This window comes from Xanthomonas sp. NCPPB 2632 (assembly GCF_041228075.2).
Lineage (GTDB): Bacteria > Pseudomonadota > Gammaproteobacteria > Xanthomonadales > Rhodanobacteraceae > Luteibacter.
Window position 1 is genome coordinate 4,724,266 of record NZ_CM192979.1, and the last position, 22,316, is coordinate 4,746,581.

The 22,316-nt window shown below is 67.5% G+C and carries 15 protein-coding genes and 1 riboswitch; of the genes, 8 read left to right on the top strand and 7 right to left on the bottom strand.

The genetic code is table 11. The features are described from left to right. Positions 1 to 51: 51 nt before the first annotated feature. The 3 genes from AB8808_RS20310 to glk form a co-directional block, all read right to left on the bottom strand. On the bottom strand, positions 52 to 2,328 hold the full coding sequence (locus AB8808_RS20310; RefSeq protein ID WP_369925455.1) for a family 20 glycosylhydrolase: 2,277 nt from the start codon (positions 2,326 to 2,328) through the stop codon (positions 52 to 54). Positions 2,329 to 2,518: 190 nt separating this feature from the next. Further along, positions 2,519 to 5,251, bottom strand: a complete 2,733-nt coding sequence (locus AB8808_RS20315) for a TonB-dependent receptor (protein WP_369925456.1) — start codon at positions 5,249 to 5,251, stop codon at positions 2,519 to 2,521. A gap of 117 nt (positions 5,252 to 5,368) precedes the next feature. Next, a complete protein-coding gene (gene glk / locus AB8808_RS20320) occupies positions 5,369 to 6,394 on the bottom strand; it encodes a glucokinase (protein ID WP_369925458.1) in 1,026 nt (341 codons plus the stop codon). A 326-nt stretch (positions 6,395 to 6,720) separates the two neighbouring features. Between glk and AB8808_RS20325 the strand changes: the two genes are divergently transcribed. The 4 genes from AB8808_RS20325 to AB8808_RS20340 all read left to right on the top strand — a co-directional run bounded on the left by AB8808_RS20325 (position 6,721) and on the right by AB8808_RS20340 (position 11,737). Next, entirely contained in the window at positions 6,721 to 8,010 is a 1,290-nt protein-coding gene (locus AB8808_RS20325; protein ID WP_036138879.1) for a sugar MFS transporter, read from the top strand. 67 nt (positions 8,011 to 8,077) lie between these two features. Next, entirely contained in the window at positions 8,078 to 9,118 is a 1,041-nt protein-coding gene (locus AB8808_RS20330; RefSeq protein WP_369925460.1) for a LacI family DNA-binding transcriptional regulator, read from the top strand. A gap of 188 nt (positions 9,119 to 9,306) precedes the next feature. Next, on the top strand, positions 9,307 to 10,797 hold the full coding sequence (gene proP / locus AB8808_RS20335; protein WP_369925462.1) for a glycine betaine/L-proline transporter ProP: 1,491 nt from the start codon (positions 9,307 to 9,309) through the stop codon (positions 10,795 to 10,797). Positions 10,798 to 10,849: 52 nt separating this feature from the next. Beyond that, complete coding sequence (locus AB8808_RS20340; protein WP_369925464.1) at positions 10,850 to 11,737, top strand: EamA family transporter; 888 nt, start codon at positions 10,850 to 10,852, stop codon at positions 11,735 to 11,737. A gap of 206 nt (positions 11,738 to 11,943) precedes the next feature. On the opposite strand, the gene eda is transcribed toward AB8808_RS20340, so the two are convergent. The 4 genes from eda to zwf are packed head-to-tail and all read right to left on the bottom strand — an operon-like array spanning position 11,944 to position 16,648. After that, positions 11,944 to 12,588 carry a bifunctional 4-hydroxy-2-oxoglutarate aldolase/2-dehydro-3-deoxy-phosphogluconate aldolase gene (eda, locus tag AB8808_RS20345; protein WP_369925466.1) on the bottom strand — a complete coding sequence of 215 codons (645 nt, stop codon included), beginning with the start codon at positions 12,586 to 12,588 and terminating at the stop codon, positions 11,944 to 11,946. Positions 12,589 to 12,607: 19 nt separating this feature from the next. Further along, positions 12,608 to 14,419 carry a phosphogluconate dehydratase gene (edd, locus tag AB8808_RS20350; RefSeq protein WP_285403353.1) on the bottom strand — a complete coding sequence of 604 codons (1,812 nt, stop codon included), beginning with the start codon at positions 14,417 to 14,419 and terminating at the stop codon, positions 12,608 to 12,610. Between the two features lie 58 nt (positions 14,420 to 14,477). Further along, complete coding sequence (gene pgl / locus AB8808_RS20355) at positions 14,478 to 15,179, bottom strand: 6-phosphogluconolactonase (protein ID WP_369925467.1); 702 nt, start codon at positions 15,177 to 15,179, stop codon at positions 14,478 to 14,480. Continuing rightward, positions 15,176 to 16,648: a glucose-6-phosphate dehydrogenase gene (gene zwf / locus AB8808_RS20360; RefSeq protein WP_369925469.1), complete on the bottom strand. Its 1,473-nt coding sequence runs from the start codon at positions 16,646 to 16,648 to the stop codon at positions 15,176 to 15,178. The genes pgl and zwf overlap by 4 nt, the downstream gene beginning before the upstream one ends. 234 nt (positions 16,649 to 16,882) lie before the next feature. Here zwf and AB8808_RS20365 point away from each other — a divergent pair, with 234 nt between their 5' ends. The 4 genes from AB8808_RS20365 (at position 16,883) to AB8808_RS20380 (ending at position 22,193) form a co-directional block, all read left to right on the top strand. Then, positions 16,883 to 17,635: a GntR family transcriptional regulator gene (locus AB8808_RS20365; protein ID WP_036138859.1), complete on the top strand. Its 753-nt coding sequence runs from the start codon at positions 16,883 to 16,885 to the stop codon at positions 17,633 to 17,635. Positions 17,636 to 17,651: 16 nt separating this feature from the next. Beyond that, positions 17,652 to 18,686: an SIS domain-containing protein gene (locus AB8808_RS20370; RefSeq protein ID WP_369925471.1), complete on the top strand. Its 1,035-nt coding sequence runs from the start codon at positions 17,652 to 17,654 to the stop codon at positions 18,684 to 18,686. Between the two features lie 27 nt (positions 18,687 to 18,713). After that, positions 18,714 to 19,862 carry an N-acetylglucosamine-6-phosphate deacetylase gene (gene nagA, locus AB8808_RS20375; RefSeq protein ID WP_369925473.1) on the top strand — a complete coding sequence of 383 codons (1,149 nt, stop codon included), beginning with the start codon at positions 18,714 to 18,716 and terminating at the stop codon, positions 19,860 to 19,862. A 42-nt stretch (positions 19,863 to 19,904) separates the two neighbouring features. Continuing rightward, positions 19,905 to 20,138, top strand: a riboswitch (cobalamin riboswitch). A gap of 156 nt (positions 20,139 to 20,294) precedes the next feature. Further along, positions 20,295 to 22,193: a TonB-dependent receptor domain-containing protein gene (locus tag AB8808_RS20380; RefSeq protein WP_369925475.1), complete on the top strand. Its 1,899-nt coding sequence runs from the start codon at positions 20,295 to 20,297 to the stop codon at positions 22,191 to 22,193. Positions 22,194 to 22,316: the final 123 nt, after the last annotated feature.

The window sequence follows — 22,316 nt, forward strand, 5'->3', positions numbered from 1 at the left end:
TGCGGCACGGCTATCGCGCACATCGTGCGCTCCTACATGGCTGTTTGCTTCTTAACGCAGTTGTACATCCCCGATCACCCATAGCTTCGGGCCGGGCTTGCCGGTGATGACGAAGCAGAGGTCGTGCGTGCCTTCGCGCTTGGGTAGCGTGCCTTGCAGCGTGGCGCGGCCGTCCTTCGCCTTGGCCAGTGGCAGCGTGGCGAGTTTCGGGCCGGTGCAGGTGTCCTGGTGTACCTCGATCTCGCCAGCCGCCGAGCGTGCCTTGCGCGACACGATGCCGGCCGCGTCCTTCCACAGGGCGTAGTTGTAGGGCAGGCGGTCGACCGTGATGTCGATGCCGTAGCGGCCATCGAGGTTCACGCCCTTCCACATCCAGCAGGTGTCCATGATGTCCACCTTGTGGACCGGGCGCACACCATCCACCGCGTTGACCGCGGATAGCCGCAGCGCCAGCTTGTCGGTGCACGTGTCGAGTCCATCGCTGGTGCGATGCAGGAGCGACGCCGCATCGATGCTGCGATCGCGTGGGCCGGCCAGGCCGAAGCCGTTCTGGAACGTATTGGCGCGCACGGTCGTCGGCAACGCCACATCGAACGGCGCGGTGTACGCGGTGGACTGCGAGGTGGGTGCGGTGCCGTCGGTGGTGTAGCGGATCGTGCCATAGCCGCTCTGGTTGGACAGGGTGACGCGTGCCTTGCCGTCGGCCGTGGCTTCGCTGGCGATCGCCACGGCGAACACGCCGTCGGCCGGCACGATGCCCGCCGCGCGGTAGCGCGCCATCTGTGCGGGCAGGCGCGCGATGAAGTTGCTCCAGTCCGCCCTGGGCGACCAGGTGCGCTCGGCCACCGCCGCCATGCGCGGAAAAATCGCATGCTGCGTGCTGTACCAGTCCGGCAGGTATTCGGTGAACACGGTGACCTGCTCGCCGAGCACGTGCTGCGCCTTGTCCGGCGCGATGCCAGCGGGAACGGGGTCGAAGTCGTAGATGGTTTTCAGCGTCTGTCCCGAAGGGCGGCCTGCCGGTTCGTCGGGCAGCGTGGATTGCAGGCGATCCAGGTACAGCGTGGGCGACGGTGCCATGACCACGTCGTGCCCGGCATTGGCGGCCTTGATCGCACCGGCGGTACCGCGCCATGACATGACGGTGGCGCTGGCCGGCACCTTGCCGTCGAGGATTTCGTCCCAGCCGATCAGGCGACGGCCGTGCGCTTCCAGATAGTCGCCGATACGCGCGACGAACCAGCCCTGCATTTTTTCTTCGTCGGTGATGCCCAGCGTCTTCATCCGCGCCTGCACGGATTTCGAGTGTTCCCACTCGTCCTTGGCCGCCTCGTCGCCACCGACATGAATATAGGTGGAGGGGAAGATCGCCATCACCTCGTCCAGCACGTCCTGCAGAACCACGAAGGTGGCGTCGTCGGTGTTGAACAGCGCGGTGTTGACGCCCCAGTCGGACGACACGGTCAGCTTCCTGCCGTTGCCCAGCTTCGGATACGCAGCGACAGCGGCCTGCGCATGGCCTGGCATCTCGATTTCCGGTACGACGGTGATGTGTCGCTCGGCCGCATAGGCGACGATCTGCTTCGCTTCGTCCTGCGTGTAGAAACCGCAGTACGGTGTATCGGCACTCCCGGTCAGCGCGATGTCGGGACCCACGGGTTTGCGGCAGGCACCCACCTCGGTCAGCTTCGGGTATTTGGTGATCTGCAGCCGCCAGCCCTGGTCGTCGGTGAGGTGCCAGTGGAACGTGTTGAGCTTGTGCATCGCCATCTGGTCGAGCAGGTGCTCGATCTCGCTCACCGACTGGAAGTGTCGGCTGGAGTCGAGCATCAGGCCGCGCCATTCGAAGCGCGGCGCGTCGACGATATGCAGGCCCGGCACGCCGGCCTGGGCGGCGGGGTCGGTCAGCAGTTGCGTATAGGTCACCGCGCCGTAGTAAAGCCCGGTCTCGTCGTTGGCGGCGATGCGCACACCGTTGCCGTCCACATCCAGCGTGTAGGCTTCGCGGCCCTTGATCGCCGCGCTGGTGGCCAGCACGATGCCGCCGCCGCGCGGTTTGCCTTCGACGATGGCGAGCGTGATGCCACGCGCCTGGCGGACCCACCCCTGCAACTGGGCGGCCACATGCCGGGCCGCGGTATCGCCCGGCGTCACGGTGATGGACGCCTTCGGGTCGAGCTTGTAGCGCCCCGGCAGCCGCTGCATGTGCGCAGGCTGCGGGATGAGGGAAAGCGGTGTGTCGTCGATGGGGCCCGCATCGCGTTTGGGTGGCTGCTGGGCACAGGCGCTGAGGCCGACAACCAGGACGAGCAGGAGGGTACGGCGCATCGATGACTCCGGGTTGTGCAAGGCACGGCGTTCCCGATTGTGGCGAACGCCGACGCCGGTGGAAAGGGCATTCGTACCGGGTGCCAACGTCACCCAAAAAAACGGGCCCGATACGTCGCATCGTCGGGCCCGAAGGGGAATGAAGCATCAGGGTGGCGGCCATCCATGGCCGCGGAAGACTTACCGCCGATCAGAGGTCGAAGTGCACCGAGGCCATGTAGCGGCGGCCGGTTGTGTACTTGGCCACCGGCAACGAGGTGACCGTGAGGTACTGCTTGTACGTCTCGTTGGTCAGGTTCATGCCGGCGAGCGTGAACGACACGTTCTTGTTGAGCTTCCAGCCCAGCGTCGCGCCCAGGTCGCCGTAGTCGGCCGTGGTGGCCGGCGGCGCACCGGCGATGTAGCCGCCGGCAAGGTACTTGCTGCGCCAGTTGTACGTCACGCGGGCACTGAACGGGCCCATCTCGTAGTACGGGCTGAGCGAGTACGCGTTCTTCGAGTTGTACGGCAGCGATCCGCCGGAATCGAGCGTGCCCTTGGCGTAGGTGTAGCTGGCCGTGGTGCCGAAGCCGGTGTCGCCGAACGCCTGCTGGTAGCTGATGCTGCCGCCGCGCACCTTGCCCGAGCCGGTGTTGCGCGGCCGGCTGATGGAGTACGTGCAGAAGCCGTCGGCCGTGCACAGGCCCTGCGCCACCTGGCGGGCGAACGTGGTCGGATCGTTGACCAGGCCCGAGTTGAACTGCCGCTCGTTGGCCGAATCGACCACCGTGTAGTTGTCGATCTGCTTGAGGAAGCCGGTGACTGCGACATAAGACTGCGGCGCGAAATACCACTCCGCGGACAGCGAGTAGTTCTTCGACTTGTAGTCCTTCAGGTCCGGGTTGCCGCCCGAGCCGGTCAGCACCGAGTCGTTGAGGAACAGGTTGTTCACCTGCATGTTGTACGGCGGGCGGGCGATGACCTTCGCCGCCGCGGCACGCAGCACCACTTCATCGGTGAGGTCGTAGGCCACGTTGAGGCTGGGCAGCCAGTTCTTCGACGTGCGCGACGAGGTCTGCCACGAACCGGCCGGGGCAGGCAGCACGGGCGCGCCGCTGTAGTTGAAGCCGGTGCCGTCGGTCTTGGTGTCCACGTAGCGCACGCCGATGTTGCCGTGGAAGCCGCCGCCGGCGAAGTTGCCCTGCACATAGGCCGCGTTGGTCTTCTCCAGCAGCTTGTACGTGCCGTTGAGGTATGTGCCCGGGTCCTCGTTGCCGCCGTTGGTGTTGCGCACCCAGGCGTACTGGGCGTTACGGTCCGGCATCACGTGGCTGGCGGAACCGTCCAGGCCACCCAGCGCATCCAGCGTGTCGGTGTAGCCGCCGAAGCCGAGGTCCTGCAGGTTGGTCGGTGCGTTGCCACCGTAGACATGCGCCTGCATGCCTTCTTCGTGACGGTTCCAGCGGTAGCCCACGGCCACTTCGTTGAAGAAGCCGTCGAAGTACTTCGAGAAGTCCAGCTGGCCGTACGTGTCACGCGACTGCGCGGAGTAGTCGCCGTAGTTGCCGGGCCAGCCGCCCAGGCCGGGCACGTCGCCCATGTGCCAGTTGGCCGGGTTGCGCGCCGCGGCCGGGCTGTCGAAGTTGAAGCCCTTGTTGATGTCCCAGGTGTAGCCGCCCGCGTAGACCGGCTCCATCACCGCCTGGGAGATGTTGTCGTTGCGTGCCTTGCTGTAACCCGCCGCGCCCGCCAGCTGCCAGCCATCGCCGTGGAAGGTGGACTTCAGGTCGTGGGCCACGGTGCGGACCACCGACTTGCGGATGTTGCTGTCGAAGGTGTTCTGCGCGATGGCCGGGCAGGCCGGATCGTCGTTGCCGCAGACATGGCCGCCGGTGACGACGCCGTTCGGGCCCTGGTTGAAGCTGGTCACGTTACCCGGCGTGGCGCCGGTGAACGGATACAGCGACTGGTTCCAGTTGTCGAAATTCTCGCGCACGAACAGGTTGTTGATGTCGATGTCCCAGTTGTCCGTGGGACGGATCTGGAAACCGAGCGTGGCGGTGTCGCGCTTGCGCTTCTGCTGGAACCACGCCGAGTTGATCTCGTCGGGCACCTTGGCGTTGGGATCGAGCGAACCGTTGGCGATGCCTGCGGCGACCGCCGGGCTGGACGCCCACTTGGACACCGGGCTGTAACTGAAGATCTCGAAACCCTGGCGATCGATCTTCTCTTCGTAATGCTGGATGGAGGTGACCATGCCGAAGGTGTTGGCATCGTTTTTCCAGCTGTACAGCGCCGAGCCGTTCGGACGCGTGCCCGGCGTGCCCTGGTCGTTGTAGTTGAGGCCGAACGAACCGCGCACCGTGTTGGCGGGCAGGTCCAGCGGCTTCAGCGTGTGCAGCAGCACGGTGCCGCCCAGGCTACCTTCGGTCAGGCGCGCCTCGGGCGACTTGTAGACTTCCAGGCGGCCGACGATTTCCGGGGCGAGCATGGTGAAGTCGAAACCGCGGTTCGGCTGCGCGCCGTACTGCCACGGCGTCTGCGACACCGGCTGCCCGTTGAGGAAGGTGAGGTTGAGGCTGGGATCGGTGCCGTCGATCGACACGCGGTCGCCCTGGCCGAACTGGCGATCGATGGTGACGCCGGGAATCTGCGTCATCGCCTCGGCGACGTTGGTGTTCGGGAACTTGCCGATGTCCTCGGCGGTGACCGCCTCGACGATGGCGTCCGCGTTGCGCTTGGTGTCCAGCGACTTCTCGAGGCTTGCCCTGATGCCGGTGACGGTGATGCCCTCGAGCTGCGCCGCCTTCTCGGCGTCCGCTTTCTCCTGGGCGGTCTGCGGTTTCGCAGGCGGGACCGGCGCGTCCTGCGCGGCGGCCATACCGGTGAAACAACACAATCCGGCGATGATGCTCGCCGTGAGCAGGTTTCTACGATGCGACATGGTGTCCTCCCCTCAGAGGAATAGCGTCGACGGGTTTCGCGACCGCGCCGTGCTGTGTTGCTATCGAAAGGTCTTGCGACCCCGTGGTTTGCCGAGCCTGCCTGCCTTTCCCACCCTTCACTGGACGCTCGAACCGTGCAGGTAGAGACCGGCGGCACCGATCACCCCCAACTGCCCATGGTCCATCAGCCGTACCGGCACTTGCTGGAGAAAGGGACGCATGACGCCCTTGTTGAAAAACCTGTTGGCGAAGCTGCTGGCGATCAGGTGGTCGCGGATGCGGGGAAGGATGCCCCCGGCCAGGAACACACCGCCACGCGCGCCGTAAAGCATGGCCAGGTCGCCGACGAAACTGCCCAGCACGCCGCAGAACACATCCAGTGCCTCGACCGCCGCGACATCACTGCCATCGAGCGCGGCGGCGGTCACGGCCGCCGGCGTGGTCAGCGTGGCGGCCGACCCGCGCAGCGTCGACGTGGCGCGGTAGAGATTGACCAGGCCAGGGCCGGACAGCGCGGTTTCGTACGACACGTAGTCACGGCCGCGGGCGAGCTCACCGAGGATGGCCACCTCGCGCGGGTTGCCCGGCGCGAACGAGATCTGTCCGGCTTCCGTCGCCAGCACGGTCGCGTGCGGCGATCCCGGCAGGAGCACCGCGGAGCCCAGGCCCGTGCCCGGTCCCATCACCAGGATCGGACCCACGGCGGGCTCGGCGGCGGTATGGATGATCGGCGTGGTCTCGTGGCTGCGCAGGAACTGGCAGGCGTAGGCCACCGCTTCGAAGTCGTTGACCACCGCCAGCCCGTGCAGGCCCAGCGTGTCGCGGATATCGCCGATGGACACCGGCCAGGGCAGGTTCTCGTTGACGATGGCATCGCCCAGCACATAACCGGCGCTGGCGACCGCGCAATGCTCGATGGCGTCGCGGTCGTCCAGACGGCCGATGAAATCCTGCAGCACCGCGGTGAGGCTGGGCCAGTCGGCACAGGCATAACGCTCGTAATGCAGCACGTCGATGGTCGCGGCGCCCGGCGGCCGGCGCACCAGGCCGATGCGGGCATGCGTGCCGCCCACGTCGGCGGCGATGAACGCCCCGCTACGCGACGCACGCACGATGTCCCGCTGGTTGGCCGATTCGCCCACGCCTTGCCCCTTGGTGCCCCTGATTCGCCATGAGTCTGTGAGCGCGATGACAACGTTGTCAACAGGACAAATGGCTAGGACAACGTGGAATCCATAACGCGCTGCAACAGGAATGATCCGCACCACAGGGCGGCTGCACGCGATGCATGCCTTTGCGCACGCCGCTGCGACGGCGGCTCCCATGCCGCAAGGCTCGTGACGCGCCGCCACATCGAAAGTCGCAACACGGTGCCCCTGGTTTCGCAAGAACCTCGCTGCCGATTGACAACGTTACGCGGCCGAGTCAATAAAGGGACAATTCGGGGTTCAACAACGAGGGGTAAGTCATGTCGTCCACACCGGTCGCCGTCGAAGAGACGCGCCATTCCAGCCTGGTCCCGATGATCATCATCGGCGTCCTGTTCTTCATCTTCGGCTTCGTGACCTGGCTCAACGGCCCGCTGATCACCTTCGTCAAGCTGGCCTTCAACCTGGACGACGTCAACGCCTTCCTCGTGCCGATGGCGTTCTACCTGTCCTACTTCTTCCTCGCCCTGCCTTCGTCGTTCATCCTCAAGCGCACCGGCATGAAGAAGGGCATGGGCCTGGGCCTGTTCGTCATGGCCATCGGTGCGGTGCTGTTCGGCCAGTTCGTCACCATGCGCATCTACCCCGGCGCGCTGGTCGGTCTGTTCGTCATCGGCGCGGGTCTTTCGCTGCTGCAGACGGCGTCTAACCCGTATATCTCCATCCTCGGCCCGATCGACAGCGCGGCGCAGCGCATCGCGTTCATGGGCATCTGCAACAAGATCGCCGGCGCGCTGGCGCCGTTCGTCTTCGGTGCGGTGGTGATGAGCAACATCGGCACCTTCGACAAGCAGATCGCCGCGGCTGCCACGCCGGGCGAGAAGGATGCCCTGCTGGCCGCCTTCGCCGCCAAGGTGCATATGCCGTACATGGTGATGGCCGCCCTGTTGGTGGTACTGGCGATCTGGGTGGTGCGTTCCTCGCTGCCGGAGATTCGCGCCTCGCACGACAACTCCGAGCGCGCGATCGGCCACGACAAGGGCAGCGTCTTCAGCTTCCCGCACCTGTGGCTGGGCGTGCTGTGCCTGTTCGTCTACGTGGGCGTGGAAGTGATGGCCGGCGACGCCATCGGCACCTACGGCCAGGGCTTCGGCATGACGCCCGAGGACACCAAGCACTTCACCTCGTACACGCTGTTCGCCATGCTGCTGGGCTACATCGCCGGCCTGCTGCTGATCCCGAAGTTCGTCTCGCAGCAGCGCTACCTGGCGATCTCCGCGATCCTGGGCGTGCTGTTCTCCATCGGCACCTATGTCACCACGGGTTACACGTCGGTCGCCTTCGTCGCCGCGCTGGGCTTCGCCAACGCCATGATGTGGCCGGCGATCTTCCCGCTGGCGATCAAGGGCCTGGGGCGCCTGACCGAGTTCGGCTCGGCCTTCCTCATCATGGGCATCGCCGGTGGCGCGGTCATCCCGCAGCTGTTCGCGCACCTGAAGCAGACCCACGACTTCCAGGCCGTGTTCCTCTGCCTGATGGTGCCGTGCTACCTGTACATCCTTTACTACGGCGCGGCCGGCCACCGGGTGGGCCAGCACGCCCGCACGTAAGCCGCGGCATCTTCGCTCGACGACGGCCATCCAGTAGGATGGCCGTCTTGCTTACGAGGTTCGTCGATTGCGTAGTCCCACCATCAAGGACGTGGCCGAGCGGGCCGGCGTGTCGCTGAAGACCGTCTCCCGTGTCATCAACCACGAGGCATCCGTGCATGCGCGCACCCGCGAGAAGGTGCAGCGTGCCATCGATGCGCTGGATTACCAGCCCGACCAGGCCGCACGCAGCCTGCGCAGCCAGCGCACCTATGCCCTGGGCCTGGTCTACGACAACCCCAACGCGCACTACGTGATCGCCATGCAGAACGGCGTGCTGTCCGTGTGCCGCGAGCGTGGCTTCGGCCTGCAGATCCACCCGTGCGATTCGTCCGTGCCGCGGCTTGCGGAACAGTTGTGCGACCTGGTCAGGCGCAACCGCCTGGCTGGCCTGGTGCTGTGTCCGCCGATGTCGGAGCAGCCGGCACTGCTGACGGCGCTCACCGAGCAGAAGGTGGCCTTCGTACGCATCATTTCCGCCCGACAGGATCCGAAAGACGGCTGGCCGTGCGTGTTCGTGGACGACCGCGACGCCGCCTACGCCATCACCGAGCACCTGATCCAGCTGGGCCACCACCGCATCGGTTTCCTGTGGGGCGGCAAGGAGCATCGATCCAGCCCGGAGCGCTACCAGGGGTATGAAGATGCCCTGCGCGAATACGGCCTGCCCGTGGACCGGAAACTGGTGGTCGAGGGCGACTACTCGTTCGACGACGGTTTTCGTGGCGCACGCCGGTTGCTGGCGCTGAAGGAACCGCCCACCGCCATCTTCGGTTCCAACGACGAGATCGCCGCCGGCGTGCTGGCCGCAGCGCGCTCGGGCGGGGTGGATGTGCCCTGGGAGCTGTCGATCGCCGGCTTCGAGGACAGTCCGTTCTCCAAGCAATCGTGGCCGGCACTGACCACCGCGCGGCAGAACACCGAGGAAATCGGACGCCATGCCGCGCAACGCCTGATCGCCGAGATCGAGCACGACGACCCCGCGCACGCGCTGGGCAACGAGGGCTTCAGTCCCGATCTCGTCGTGCGCGGTTCCACGGCGCCGCGTCGCCCGCCTACGGGCGCTTAACACCGTTTTACGTATACTTCCGGGGTTGTCCGCGCCGCGTCGTGCTTCGATGCAACCTGCCGGCAACCACGCGTCCCTTTGATGGACCGTTCGCGCGCCGCCGTCTGGCGCGGCGCATCCCTTTCCCTTGGGCGGCAAGCACCGGCTACCTCGTGCTGTGCCCGCTCGCGTGACAGGATCAAACATCCATGCAAGATCGCCACGGGCACGAAGCCCATTTCGGCTGGTTCCATCGCCGTCGCAAACACCTCAAACCCGACGACCTGACCATCGTCGACCAGGCCATGTTGAAACGTGCCGTGGGTGCTGCCGCGCTGGGCAACGCCATGGAGTGGTTCGATTTCGGCGTCTACGGCTACCTGGCCGTCACCCTGGGGCACGTGTTCTTCCCCGGCAGCAGCCCCGCGGCGCAGGTGATCGCCACCTTCGCCACGTTCACCGTGGCGTTCCTGGTGCGCCCCATCGGCGGCCTGGTGTTCGGCCCGATGGGCGACCGCTTCGGGCGGCAGAAGGTGCTGGCGGCGACCATGATCATGATGGCGGCGGGCACGTTCTCGATCGGCCTGATTCCCGGTTACGACGCCATCGGCCTGTGGGCGCCGGCCCTGCTGTTGCTCGCGCGACTGTTGCAGGGCTTTTCCACGGGCGGTGAATACGGCGGTGCGGCCACCTTCATCGCCGAATATTCCACCGATGCACGCCGCGGGCAGATGGGTAGCTGGCTGGAGTTCGGCACGCTGGGCGGTTACATCGCCGGCGCGGGCGTGGTTACCGCGCTGACCACCCTGCTCAGTGCGGAGCAGATGCTCGACTGGGGCTGGCGCGTGCCGTTCCTCGTCGCCGGCCCGCTCGGCCTGCTTGGCCTCTATATGCGCATGAAGCTGGAGGAGACACCGGCGTTCAAGGCGCATGCCGATGCCATGGAAGCGGCCGGCGACTCTTCGCGCGTGTCGCTGAAGGAGCTGGTCTCGGTGCATGGGCCGCAGCTGCTGAAATGCATCGGGCTGGTGCTGGTGTTCAACGTCACCGATTACATGCTGCTGACCTACATGCCCAGTTACCTCACGGTGACGCTCGGCTACAGCGAGGCCAAGGGCTTGCTGCTGATCCTCATCGTCATGCTGGTGATGATGCCGCTGAACGTGGTGGGCGGCTTCTTCAGTGATCGCCTTGGGCGTCGGCCGATGATCATCGGCGCGTGCGTGGCGATGTTCGTCCTCGCCATCCCGTGCCTGTGGCTGGTGGGCACCGGTAACGACTGGCTGATCTTCGCCGGCCTGATGGGCCTGGGCGTGGCCCTGGTGTGTTTCACCAGCACGATGCCCGCCACGCTACCGGCGTTGTTCTACACGCCGGTGCGCTATAGCGCGCTGTCGATCGCGTTCAACGTGTCGGTCTCGCTGTTCGGCGGCACCACGCCGCTGGTTACCGCGTGGCTGGTGGAGCGCACGGGCGATCCGCTGTTGCCCGCCTACTACCTGATGGGCGCGTCCGTGATCGGACTGGTCACCATGCTGTTCGTGCGCGAAACGGCCGGCATGCCCTTGCGCGGTTCGCCGCCGGCGGTGGCCGATCATGCCGAGGCGACGGAACTGCTGGCCGGCGACGCGCCACTGACGGTGGACGAGGCCTTGCCGTCGGTGCCCGAGCGCGCTGTGATCGAAGGTCACGCCGCGTGACATGACGTGACGTGCGATCCTGCGCGTCTTCGTCCCCTCGGTGGCACTGTCCATGGTCTATGTCGTCCTCGCCATCGCGTTCAGCGTGGCCGTTTCCATCCTGCTGAAGCTGGCGCGGCGTGGCCAGGTCGACATGGTCCAGGCCGTGGCCACCAACTACGTGGTGGCCGCGGCCCTGGCCTGGCTGCTGCTGGATGCCCGCCCGGACGCCGCCATCGCCGCGCCGGCGACCTATGCGCCGCTGCTCCTGCTCGGCGTGTTCCTGCCCGCCATCTTCCTCATGCTGGCGCGCTCGGTGCGCGCCGCAGGCATCGTGCGCACCGACGTGGCGCAACGGCTGTCGCTGGTGATTCCGCTGATCGCCGCCTTCGCGCTGCTGGGCGAACCCGCCACGACGCGCAAACTGGCCGGCATCGCGCTGGCGCTGGTGGCCGTGGTCTGCGTGATCTGGCGGCGCGATCGCGGCGGCTTCGAACACGGCAGCGTGGGCGGCAAAGCGGACGGCACCACGGCTCGCGCGGGTTGGCTTGCACCCCTGGCGGTGTTCACCGGCTTCGGCGTGATCGACCTGTGTTTCAAGCTGCTGGCCAAGGCCGGTGCGCCGTTCGCCAGTGCGCTACTGGTCTCGTTCCTGATCGCCATGGTGCTTTGCTGGCTGGTCGTCGTCGGCCGCGCCATCGCCGGCGCGGCGGCCTTGTCGTGGCGTAGCATCGTTTTCGGCGTCGTGCTGGGCGCGGCCAACTTCGCCAACATCCTGTTCTACGTACGCGCGCACATCGCCTTGCCGAACGATCCGTCGCGGGTGTTCGCGGCGATGAACGTGGGCGTGATGGTGCTCGGCGCGCTGGTGGGTGCGCTGGCGTTTCGCGAGAAGCTGTCGTGGATCAACTGGGGCGGATTGGTGGTGGCGCTGGGGGCGATTGCGGTGATGGCGGGCTGATCGCCGCACGGTACGCGTGGATCGCCCACATCGTGGGCTCCTACAACCGCCACCACCGCAACGGTTGCCGACCCCACCGCATCGATGCCCCCGGTAGGAGCCCACGATGTGGGCGATCCCACGCCACGGCAACGCATCGAAACCCCGTAGGAGCCCACGATGTGGGCGATCCCCGCCCCCCCCGATCCCCAATAGCTCAAACCAACTCAGCGACCCAACTGCGCCGCCTCGCGCGCCAATGCTTCGATGGCCGCCCAATCCGACATCGCAAGAAGCTTGGCAGGCGTAAGCCACGATCCACCGACGCACACGACGTTAGGCAGCGAAAGAAAATCCGGCGCATTGGCCAGGCTGATACCACCGGTAGGACAGAAATGGATCTGCGGCAACGGGCTGGCCCAGGCGCCGATCAGCTTCGGGCCACCGGCCGGCACGGCGGGAAAGAACTTCTGGAAGCGATACCCGCGTTCCAGCAAGGCCATGGCTTCACTGGACGTGGCCGCGCCGGGCAGCAGCGGCAGTTCGTGGTCGTCGGCGGCATCGAGCAGGCGGGGTGAACTGCCGGGCGACACGGCAAACTTCGCGCCGGCCTTGAACGCGTTCTCGAGATCGCGCGCCGTCAGCACGGTGCCCACGCCGACGAAGGCGCCTTCCACTTCCGCGGCGATCGCCCGCACGGCGTCGAGGGCCGCCGGCGTGCGCAGGGTGACTTCGATGGCGGGAACCCCGCCGGCCACCAGCGCGCGCGCCATGCCCACGGCCTTGGAGGCGTCCTCGATGATGACCACCGGCACCACGGGCGCCAGGCGCAACGCGGATTCGACACTCTGTTGCTTCGCTTCGTTGCTCATCAGGTACTGCTCCGGTGAATCAGAAGACGCCGGCACCGAGGTCGGCCGTGACGGCGGACTGACGGAACATGGCGAAAAGTTCGCGACCCATGCCGGTGTGGTGCACCGCCAGGTCGATCTGTTCGGGAACGCGACGTTCCCACTCGTCCGTAGGCACCAGCACCTCGATGCTGCCGGCCACGGCATCCAGGCGCACCATGTCACCCGTGCGGATGCGCGCGATGGGGCCGCCGGCTTCCGCCTCGGGCGTGACATGGATGGCCGCGGGTACACGACCCGACGCGCCGGACATGCGGCCGTCGGTCAGCAGCGCCACGCGGTGGCCGCGATCCTGCAGCAGGCTGAGCGTCGGTGTCAGCTTGTGCAGCTCGGGCATGCCGCGCGCACGCGGGCCCTGGAAGCGCACCACGGCGATGAAATCGCGATCCAGCTCGCCGCGGTCGAACGCGGCTTTGACGTCGTCCTGTTCGTCGAAGACGATGGCCGGCGCCTCGATCACCATGCGATCGTCCGGCACCGACGACACCTTGATGACGCCGCGGCCGACGTTGCCCTTGAGCATGCGCAGGCCGCCGTCGTGACGGAACGGCTCCGCCATCGTGCGCAGCACGCCGCGATTGCCGCTTTCCTTCGACACCGGCTTCCAGGTCAGCGTGTCGCCTTCCAGCACCGGCAAATGGCGGTAGGCGTCCAGGCCGTGGCCCATGATGGTGTCGACGTCGCCATGCAGCAGGCCGGCGTCCAGCAGCTGGTCCATGAGGAAAGCCATGCCGCCGGCATCGTGGAAGTGGTTCACGTCGGCGTAGCCGTTCGGGTAGACGCGCGCCAGCAGGGGCACCACGGCGGACAACGCGTCGAAGTCGTCCCAGCGCAGTTCCACGCCGGCCGCGCGCGCGATGGCCACGAGGTGCAGCAGGTGATTGGTCGAACCGCCCGTGGCGTGCAGGCCGATGACACCGTTGACCACGGCGCGCTCGTCGACGATGCGGCCGATGGGGCGATAGTCGTCGCCCAGCGTGTCGATCGCCAGCACGCGCGCCACCGTGGCGCGGGTCAGCGCGTCGCGCAGCGGGGTATCCGGCGCCTCGAAGCTGGCGCCCGGCAGGTGCAGGCCCATGATCTCCATCAGCATCTGGTTGGAGTTGGCGGTGCCGTAGAAGGTGCACGTGCCCGAGCCGTGGTACGAGCGGGCCTCGGCATCGAGCAGTTCGGCGCGCGTGGCCTTGCCGGCGGCGAACGCCTGGCGGACCTTGGATTTTTCTTCGTTGGGAATACCCGACGGCATCGGGCCCGACGGCACGAACGCACTGGCCAGGTGGCCGAAGCTCAGCGCGCCGATCAGCATACCCGGCACGATCTTGTCGCAGATGCCCAGGTACAGGGCACCCTCGTACATATCATGCGACAGCGACACCGCGGTGGCCATGGCGATCAGGTCGCGCGAGAACAGCGACAGCTCCATGCCGGGGCGGCCCTGGGTCACGCCGTCGCACATGGCCGGCACGCCACCGGCCACCTGCGCCGTGGCACCCAGCGTGCGTGCGGCCTGGCGGATCAGTTCGGGATAGCGCTCGTAGGGCTGGTGGGCCGAGAGCATGTCGTTGTACGAGGTGACGATCGCGATGTTGGAGGCGTGGCCGTTGCGCAGCGCGTCCTTGTCGTTCTCGCCGCAGGCGGCGAAGCCGTGGGCAAGGTTGCCGCAGGACAGGTGGTGGCGCTTCGCGCCCTTGCCGCGCGCGGCGTCGATCCTGGCCAGGTAGGCCGTGCGCGTTGCACGGCTGCGCTCGACGATGCGCTGCGTCACCTCGGCGACGATGGGATGGATGGTCATGACATGTGTCCGGAGCGGCGAGGTGCCGCGCGGTTATCGCGCGGCGATTTAACGATGATCAGGCGGCCCAGTAGATATCCACCGGGACACGATCCTGCGTGAGCACCGCGGCGATCGGCAGGTCCGCGCCGGCCTCGGCCTTGGCCAGCACGTCCTTCTTGTCGGCGCCTTCGATGTGCAGGTAGAGCGTGCGCGTATCGAGCAGGCGTGGCAGGCTGAGGGTGATGCGTGGTTCACCCGCGCCCTCGGCACGCATGGACAGCACGCTTTGCGTGCCCTTCAGGTCGAGTGCCTCGGCCAGGTGGTCGCCACCGGGAAAGAACGAGGCCGTATGGCCGTCCGGACCCATGCCGAGCACGACCACGTCGAACGGCTTGCCGAGTGCATCGACACGCTCGCCCACGGCATCCAGCGCGGCGTCCACGTCGTCGGCGTGCGACTTGTCGAACAACGGCTGGAACGCCGCCACGTGGGCCTCGTGCCGGATCAGGTGATCCTTGACCAGGGCGGCGTTGGAGCGTTCGTTGTCCTCGTCCACCCAGCGCTCGTCGACGAGCGTGATGGTGACCTTGGACCAGTCGATCTCCTGCTGGGCGAGTACGGCGAACATCTGCTTCGGCGTGCTGCCGCCGGACACGGCGAGGCTGGCCTTGCCGCGCGCCTTGACGGCGGCTTCCAGCTTGCCGGCGATGTCCCGGGCCAGTTGGTCGGCAAGGGTGAGCTTGTCGGCGAAATCGTGCTTGTGGATCGTGGCGTTCATGCTGCGTCCTCGGCCCAGGTGCGGCCATCGCGTTCGATGAGCGCCACGGCGGCGCTCGGACCCCAGGTACCCGCGGTATACGGCTTCGGCGTGTCACCGCCGGCTTCCCAGGCGTCGAGAATGGGACCCGCCCAGTTCCATGCCGCTTCCACTTCGTCGCGGCGCATGAACAGGGTGGGGTTTCCACGCACGACGTCGAGGATCAGCCGTTCGTAGGCGTCGGGCTGCTGCACGCCGAACGCCGCCGCGAAGCTCATGTCGAGCGGCACGTGGCGCAGGCGCAGGCCACCCGGACCCGGATGTTTGATGGTGAGCCACAGCTTGACGCCTTCGTCCGGCTGCAGGCGCAGCGTCAGGCGGTTGGGCAGCAGCGCACCGTTGGTGGGATCGAAGATGGAATGCGGCAACGCACGGAACGTCACCACGATCTCCGAGACCCGGCTGGGCAGGCGCTTGCCGGTGCGCAGGTAGAACGGCACACCCGCCCAGCGCCAGTTGCCGATCTCCGCCTTGAGGGCGACGAAGGTCTCGGTGCGCGACTGGTCGCTGCCCAGCTCGTCGAGGTAGCCCCGCACGCCCTGGCCTTCGGCTGCACCGGCGCGGTACTGCCCGCGTACCGTCAGCTGGGCGGCGTTGCTGGCGTCGATGGGGCGCAGCGACCGCAGCACCTTGAGTTTCTCGTCGCGCACGGCGTCCGGCGCCAGCGACGACGGCGGCTCCATGGCGAGCATGCAGACCAACTGCAGGATGTGGTTCTGGACCATGTCGCGCAGGGCGCCGGCGCGGTCGTAGTAACCCGCGCGATGGCCGACGCCGACCGTCTCGGCGACGGTGATCTGCACGTGGTCGATGTGCTGGGCGTTCCACAGCGGCTCGAACAGGGCGTTGCCGAAGCGCAGCGCCAGCAGGTTCTGCACCGTTTCCTTGCCCAGGTAATGGTCGATCCGGTAGGTCTGCGATTCGTTGAAGACGCGGGCCACGGCATCGTTGATGGCGTTGGCGCTTTCCAGGTCGCGCCCGATGGGTTTTTCCAACACCACGCGCGAACGGGCGCCGTTGAAGCCAAGCGCGCCGAGGCGCTGGCAGATGTCGGTGAAGATGTCCGGCGCGGTCGACAGGTAGAACACGCGGATGTGGTTGGGCTCCACCTGCATCAGGGCGGAAAAGTCGTCCCAGCCTTCTTCCTTGCGTGCGTCCAGCGAGAGGTAGCCCACCATGGCGATGAACGCCTCGAGCTGGGCGGGGGCGACATGGGCGACGCCCTGCTCGACCGAACCGCGCACCAGGTCGCGGTAGCCGGCATCGTCCAGGCCCTCGCGGGCGACGCCGAGGATGCGGCTGCGCGGCTGGATCTGGCCATCCACGAAACGCTGGCACATCGCGGGCAGGAGCTTGCGCACGGCCAGGTCGCCGGTGCCGCCGAAAATGACGAGGTCGAAGGGTTCGATCGGGAGGAGTTGGGCGCTCACGACAGTGGCCTTTGCAAAACGGGAGGGTGCCGGAGGATCGTACCAGTGACATACCAGGACGTACCAGCCCCGTACCAATCGGCGCGACATTTCGCCTCGGGAGATCGGCGCGCCACCGGCGCAAACGTTTACTTTCCTGATTTGGATCGTGCAAACAGGCGTTTGAATCCAAAGGCTTTGTGAGACGCGCGAATGAGTCTTGCCGCAGTGGTTGTGGATTGGTATCTTCCCGGCATGGAAACCGCCCTCGTCGCCGAGTACCAGCGCCTGCAGCACGACCCGGCCGCCCGGCAGCCGCTGGCGTACATGCGCCTGCGCCGGGCCATCCGCACGGTGATCGAGAACGGCGAGGTGCAGGTCGGCCACGCACTGCCCAGCGAACGCGACCTGGCCAGGGCCCTCACCCTGTCCCGGGTCACCGTGCGCAAGGCCATCGGCGGGCTGGTCGAAGATGGCCTGCTCACCCAGCGCCATGGCGCCGGCACCTTCGTCTCCGAGCGCATCGTCAAGCCGCTGTCGCGGATGACCAGCTTCACCGAGGATCTTCGCGCCCGCGGGCTCAACCCGCGCTCGGAGTTCTTCGAGCGGGCCATCGGCGAGGTCACCCCCGAGGAAGCCATGGCGATGAACCTCTCGCCCGGCACCCAGGTGGTGCGCCTTCACCGCCTGCGCTATGCCGGCGACGAGCCCCTGGCGATCGAGCGCAGCGCCGTGCCGCTCAGCCTGCTGCCCGACCCCAGCCTGGTCGAGGATTCCCTCTACGAAGCGCTCGACACGCTGGGCAATCGCCCGCGGCGCGCGCTGCAACGCCTGCGCGCGGTGGTGCTGGGCCCGGCCCAGACCCGGCTGCTCCGGCTCGGTGCCGGCAGCGCCGGCCTGAACATCGAGCGGCGCAGTTTTCTCGACGACGGCCGCATCGTCGAATTCACCTGTTCCTGGTATCGCGGGGACATCTACGACTTCGTCGCCGAACTGCAAAGCGACTGACGGGCACACCACTTCTATGACCACCCAGCCGCAAGACACCCTGATGTACCGCGAAGCGCACGAGACGGCCGAGGTGGTCGAACGGCAGCTCGCCCTCAACGAAAGCGTGATCGGCGCCCTTGCCGACCGGCTTCGTGCCCAGCCCCCGCGCATGGTCATCACCTGCGCCCGCGGCAGTTCCGACCACGCGGCGATGTACGCCAAGTACGTGTTCGAAACCCAGCTGGGCGTGGTCACCGCGTCGGCCTCGCCGTCGGTCACCTCCATCTATCACGCGGCACAGCGCCTCGACGGCGCGCTGTACCTCGCCGTCTCGCAGTCGGGCAAGAGCCCCGACCTGGTGCGCAACGCGGAGGCCGCGAAGAAGGCCGGCGCCTATGTGGTCGCCCTGGTCAACGTGGTGGATTCCCCGCTGGCCGACGTGGCCGACGTGGTCGTGCCGTTGCACGCGGGCCCGGAAACCAGCGTCGCCGCGACCAAGAGCTACCTGGGCGCGCTGTTCGCGATCCTGCACATCGCCGCCCGCTGGAGCGGCCGCGCCGAGATCGCCGACGCCATCACGGCCCTGCCCGCGCAGCTTCGCCAGGGCTGGGACGCGGACTGGTCGGCACTTACCGAGGGCCTGGTCGATGCGCACAACCTGTTCGTGGTCGGCCGCGGTTTCGGCTTTGCCGGCGCGCTGGAAGCCGCGCTGAAGTTCAAGGAAACCTGCAACCTGCACGCCGAGGCCTTCAGCGCGGCCGAGGTGAAACACGGCCCGATGGCCCTGGTCGGCCCGCATTTCCCCGTGCTGTTTTTTGCGCAGAACGACGACACGCTGCCCGGCGTGCTGGAGATCGCGGCGGAGTTCCGCAAGCGCGGCGCCAACGTGTGGATCGCCGCACCCGGCGCCACGGGCGAGGGCGTGCTGCCGCTGGTCGCCACCGCGCCCATCGCCGCACCGCTGATCACCGTGCAGAGTTTCTACCGCGCCACGGCCGCGCTGGCGCTGGCGCGCGGTTTCAACCCCGACGTGCCGCCGCACCTCAACAAGGTCACCGAGACCGTCTGACCTCTCGTCCCACGTATAGGAATCGCCATGACCATCGCCCTCGTCAACGGCCGCGTGCTGACCGATAACGGCTTCCAGGGTGGCTTTGCCGTGCTGATCGACGGCGGCACCATCACCGGGCTGGCGTTGCCGTCCGATCCCCGCGTGCGCGCGGCCGAACGCCACGACCTCGGTGGCCGCGCGCTGCTGCCAGGCTTCATCGATTGCCAGGTCAACGGCGGCGGCGGCGTACTGTTCAACGACGTGCCCACCGTCGAGACCATCCGTCGCATCGGGCAGGCGCACGCGAAGTTCGGCACCACCGGCTTCCTGCCCACCCTGATCAGCGACGATGCCGCGGTGATGGCGAAGGCCATCGACGCGGTGAACGATGCCGTGGCCCAGGGCGTGCCGGGTGTGCTCGGCATCCACCTCGAAGGCCCGTTCATCGCACCCGAGCGCAAGGGCGTGCACGATCCGGCCAAGTTCCGTATCGCCGACGCCGACGACGTGGCCATGGTCGCCCGGCGGCACGGTGGCGTCACGCTGCTGACGCTAGCGCCCGAGCGCGCCTCGACGGCGGTGCTGCAACAGCTGGTCGCCAATGGCGTGATCGTGGCGGCCGGCCATACGGCCGCCGACTACGACACCACCCGCCAGGCCCTGGCGACCGGCGTGCGTGGCTTCACGCACCTGTTCAACGCGATGACGCCGTTCACCAGCCGCGAGCCCGGCGTGGTCGGCGCCGCGCTGGAAGACGCCGCCAGCTGGTGTGGCCTGATCGTCGACGGCCACCACGTGCACCCGAGTTCGCTGCGTGTCGCCATCGCGGCCAAGGCGCCGCAGAAGATGATGCTGGTCACCGACGCCATGCCACCCGTGGGGTCGGACGATCCGAACTTCGTCCTGAAGGGCGAGACGATCACCGTCCGCGACGGCGTCTGCCAGACGGCCGACGGCACGCTGGCCGGCTCCGCGCTGGACATGGCCACCGCGGTGCGCAACACGGTGGAGATGGTAGGCGTGGACTACGCCGAGGCGGCCCGCATGGCCTCCACCTATCCGGCCGCCTTCCTCGGGCTGGAAGCCACCCACGGCCACATCGCGGCCGGCTATCGCGCCGACTTCGTGGTGATGGACGACGACCACACGGTGGCCGAAACCTGGATCGGCGGCGAGCGCGTCTACGCCGCCTGATCCGACGCCGCCGCACTGGCTCGCTTCCGCGCGGGCCAGGCGTTAACATTGCGTTGTTCGGGTGTCCCCGCCGGCCTGAAGCGGGCGGGGATGAAACGGGAAGCCGGTGCGCCACACGCGTGGCAAGGCCGGCACTGCCCCCGCAACGGTAAGCGTGAGGAGCCGCCCAGAACGGCTCCATCCACCGGCCACAGCCACTGCGCAAGCGGGAAGGCGCCGGTGTGATGCCCTCGGGCCAGCGCGAGTCCGGAGACCGGCCCGATCGGCGAATCCTGCGCTTTCAAGCGCGGGCGCCGTCCCGTTATCGGCGATTCGCGGAGGGCGAATCCGGACAGTCATCCGGGTGTTGCCCGGTGCCGTTCGTCGTTGTGTCCTCCCGCGCGCCTGTTGAGGCTACGCATTGCCGCACCAGCGGCGGAGGAAACCCGTTCCATGAAGAAGACCCTGCTCGCGACGGCCCTGCTGTCGACGATCGTCGCTGCCCACGCGGCCGACGCACCCAACAGTACCCTCGACCCGGTGGTGGTCACCGCCAACCGCGCGCCCACCCCGCTCGACGAGGTGCTGGCCCCGGTCACCGTCATCAGCCGCGAGGACATCGAGCGCCTGCAGCCCCGCAACGTGCAGGACCTGCTGGCCGGCCTGCCCGGCGTGACCATGACCAACACGGGCGGCCTGGGCCAGCAGACCTCGCTCTTCATGCGCGGCAGCAACTCGGCACACACGCTGGTGCTGGTGGACGGCGTGCGCGTGGGTACCGTGGGTGCCGGCCTGCCCGCGTACGAGCAGCTGCCGGTCGAGCAGATCGACCATATCGAGGTGGTCCGTGGCCCGCGCTCCAGCCTGTACGGCTCGGATGCCATCGGCGGCGTCATCCAGATCTTCACCCGTCGCGGCCAGGCCGGCGAAGCGCCCACGCCCAGCCTGTCGATCAGCGGCGGCAGCCACGGCTACACCGCCGGGCAGGTGGGTCTCTCGGGCGGCACCACGCACGGCTGGTACAACGCCAGCCTGGGCGGCCAGTACACCGCGGGGATCAACGCCTGCCGCGTTGGTGCGGCCGACGCGTTCAAGGGCTGCTTCACCGACGAGCCGGACCACGACGCCTACCGCACCTACAACGGCGCGCTCTCCGGCGGCTACCGCTGGGATAACGGCACCGAACTCACCGGCAGCTGGCTGCGCAGCAAGGGCGACATCGAATACGACGGCGATTTCCAGAACCTGACCCGGCGCTCGCAGCAGGTGGCCGGTGCGAACCTGGCGTTCGACGTGCTGTCGGCCTGGCGCATGTCGGTCAGCCTGGGCCAGAACCAGGATAGGGCGGACAACTACCTCAACGGCGCGCAGAAGAAGTACTACGACGGCCTCGGCAACCTCGTCACCGGCGCCGACAAGGTCCGTACGGGCTACCTGTATTCCAGGCGCAACCAGGCCTCCTGGCAGAACGACATCACACTGGCGGCCGGGCAGACGCTGACCGCCGGCGTCGATTACCAGCAGGAAAAGCTCAAGAGCGATACGCCGTACCTGAAGGACACCCGCAACAACACCGGTGTGTTCGCGCTGTACCAGGGCGTGTTCGGCCCGCACGAGATTCAGCTGTCCGCGCGCCACGACCACAACACGCAGTTCGGCAACCACACCACCGGCTCGGCGGCCTACGGCTACCGCTTCGACGAGGGCATGAAGATCACGGCCTCGTACGGCACCGCCTTCCATGCGCCGACGTTCAACGACGAGTACTACCCGTACGGTCCGTCCGTGCCGAACCTGAAGCCGGAAAAATCCCGCACGGCCGAAATCGGACTGTCCAGCCGCCCCGGCATCTGGACCTGGGCGGTCAACGCGTACCAGACCCAGGTGGACGACCTGATCGGCTCCGACGCCGATTTCCTGCCGATCAACGTCAGCAAGGCGCGCCTGCGCGGTATCGAAGGGCAGGTGGGCGCCGACCTGGACGGCTGGCACGTGCGCGGCTACCTCACGCTGCAGCAGCCGCTGGACCGTGACAGCGGCACGGAAAAGGACAACCTGCTGGCCCGTCGCCCCCGCCGCACCGGCCGGGTGGACCTGGACAGGGACCTGGGCGCGTTCACGCTGGGCGGCTCGGTCTACGCCTCGGGCTACAGCTACGACGATCCGGCCAACACCACGCGCCTGGGTGGCTACACCACCGCCGACGTGCGCGCCACCTGGCACCTGGACGACGCCTGGAGCGTGCAGGGCCGCGTCGCGAACGTTGCCGATAAACGCTACGAAACGGCGGCGTACTACAACCAGCTGGGCCGCACGTATTACCTCACCCTGCGCTTCTCGCCCCTGCGCTGATCCGGCCTGCCGGCGGCTCCCGCCGGCAAACGGGGTACCCCTGCCTTCCGGCAGGGGCCCCCCTAAAGGCACACGCCACAAGGAAGGCCAGACGTCATAAAGTCGGGGCGCGCGGGTATACCT

What these genes read in the sequence shown, in the direction of transcription:
- AB8808_RS20315 (WP_369925456.1), bottom strand. Translation starts at nt 5,251, where the DNA reads ATGTCGCATCGTAGAAACCTGCTCACGGCGAGCATCATCGCCGGATTG.
- nagA (WP_369925473.1), top strand. Translation starts at nt 18,714, where the DNA reads ATGACCATCGCCCTCGTCAACGGCCGCGTGCTGACCGATAACGGCTTC.
- AB8808_RS20340 (WP_369925464.1), top strand. Translation starts at nt 10,850, where the DNA reads ATGGTCTATGTCGTCCTCGCCATCGCGTTCAGCGTGGCCGTTTCCATC.
- AB8808_RS20380 (WP_369925475.1), top strand. Translation starts at nt 20,295, where the DNA reads ATGAAGAAGACCCTGCTCGCGACGGCCCTGCTGTCGACGATCGTCGCT.
- proP (WP_369925462.1), top strand. Translation starts at nt 9,307, where the DNA reads ATGCAAGATCGCCACGGGCACGAAGCCCATTTCGGCTGGTTCCATCGC.
- AB8808_RS20325 (WP_036138879.1), top strand. Translation starts at nt 6,721, where the DNA reads ATGTCGTCCACACCGGTCGCCGTCGAAGAGACGCGCCATTCCAGCCTG.
- edd (WP_285403353.1), bottom strand. Translation starts at nt 14,419, where the DNA reads ATGACCATCCATCCCATCGTCGCCGAGGTGACGCAGCGCATCGTCGAG.
- pgl (WP_369925467.1), bottom strand. Translation starts at nt 15,179, where the DNA reads ATGAACGCCACGATCCACAAGCACGATTTCGCCGACAAGCTCACCCTT.
- AB8808_RS20370 (WP_369925471.1), top strand. Translation starts at nt 17,652, where the DNA reads ATGACCACCCAGCCGCAAGACACCCTGATGTACCGCGAAGCGCACGAG.
- AB8808_RS20365 (WP_036138859.1), top strand. Translation starts at nt 16,883, where the DNA reads ATGGAAACCGCCCTCGTCGCCGAGTACCAGCGCCTGCAGCACGACCCG.
- AB8808_RS20310 (WP_369925455.1), bottom strand. Translation starts at nt 2,328, where the DNA reads ATGCGCCGTACCCTCCTGCTCGTCCTGGTTGTCGGCCTCAGCGCCTGT.
- eda (WP_369925466.1), bottom strand. Translation starts at nt 12,588, where the DNA reads ATGAGCAACGAAGCGAAGCAACAGAGTGTCGAATCCGCGTTGCGCCTG.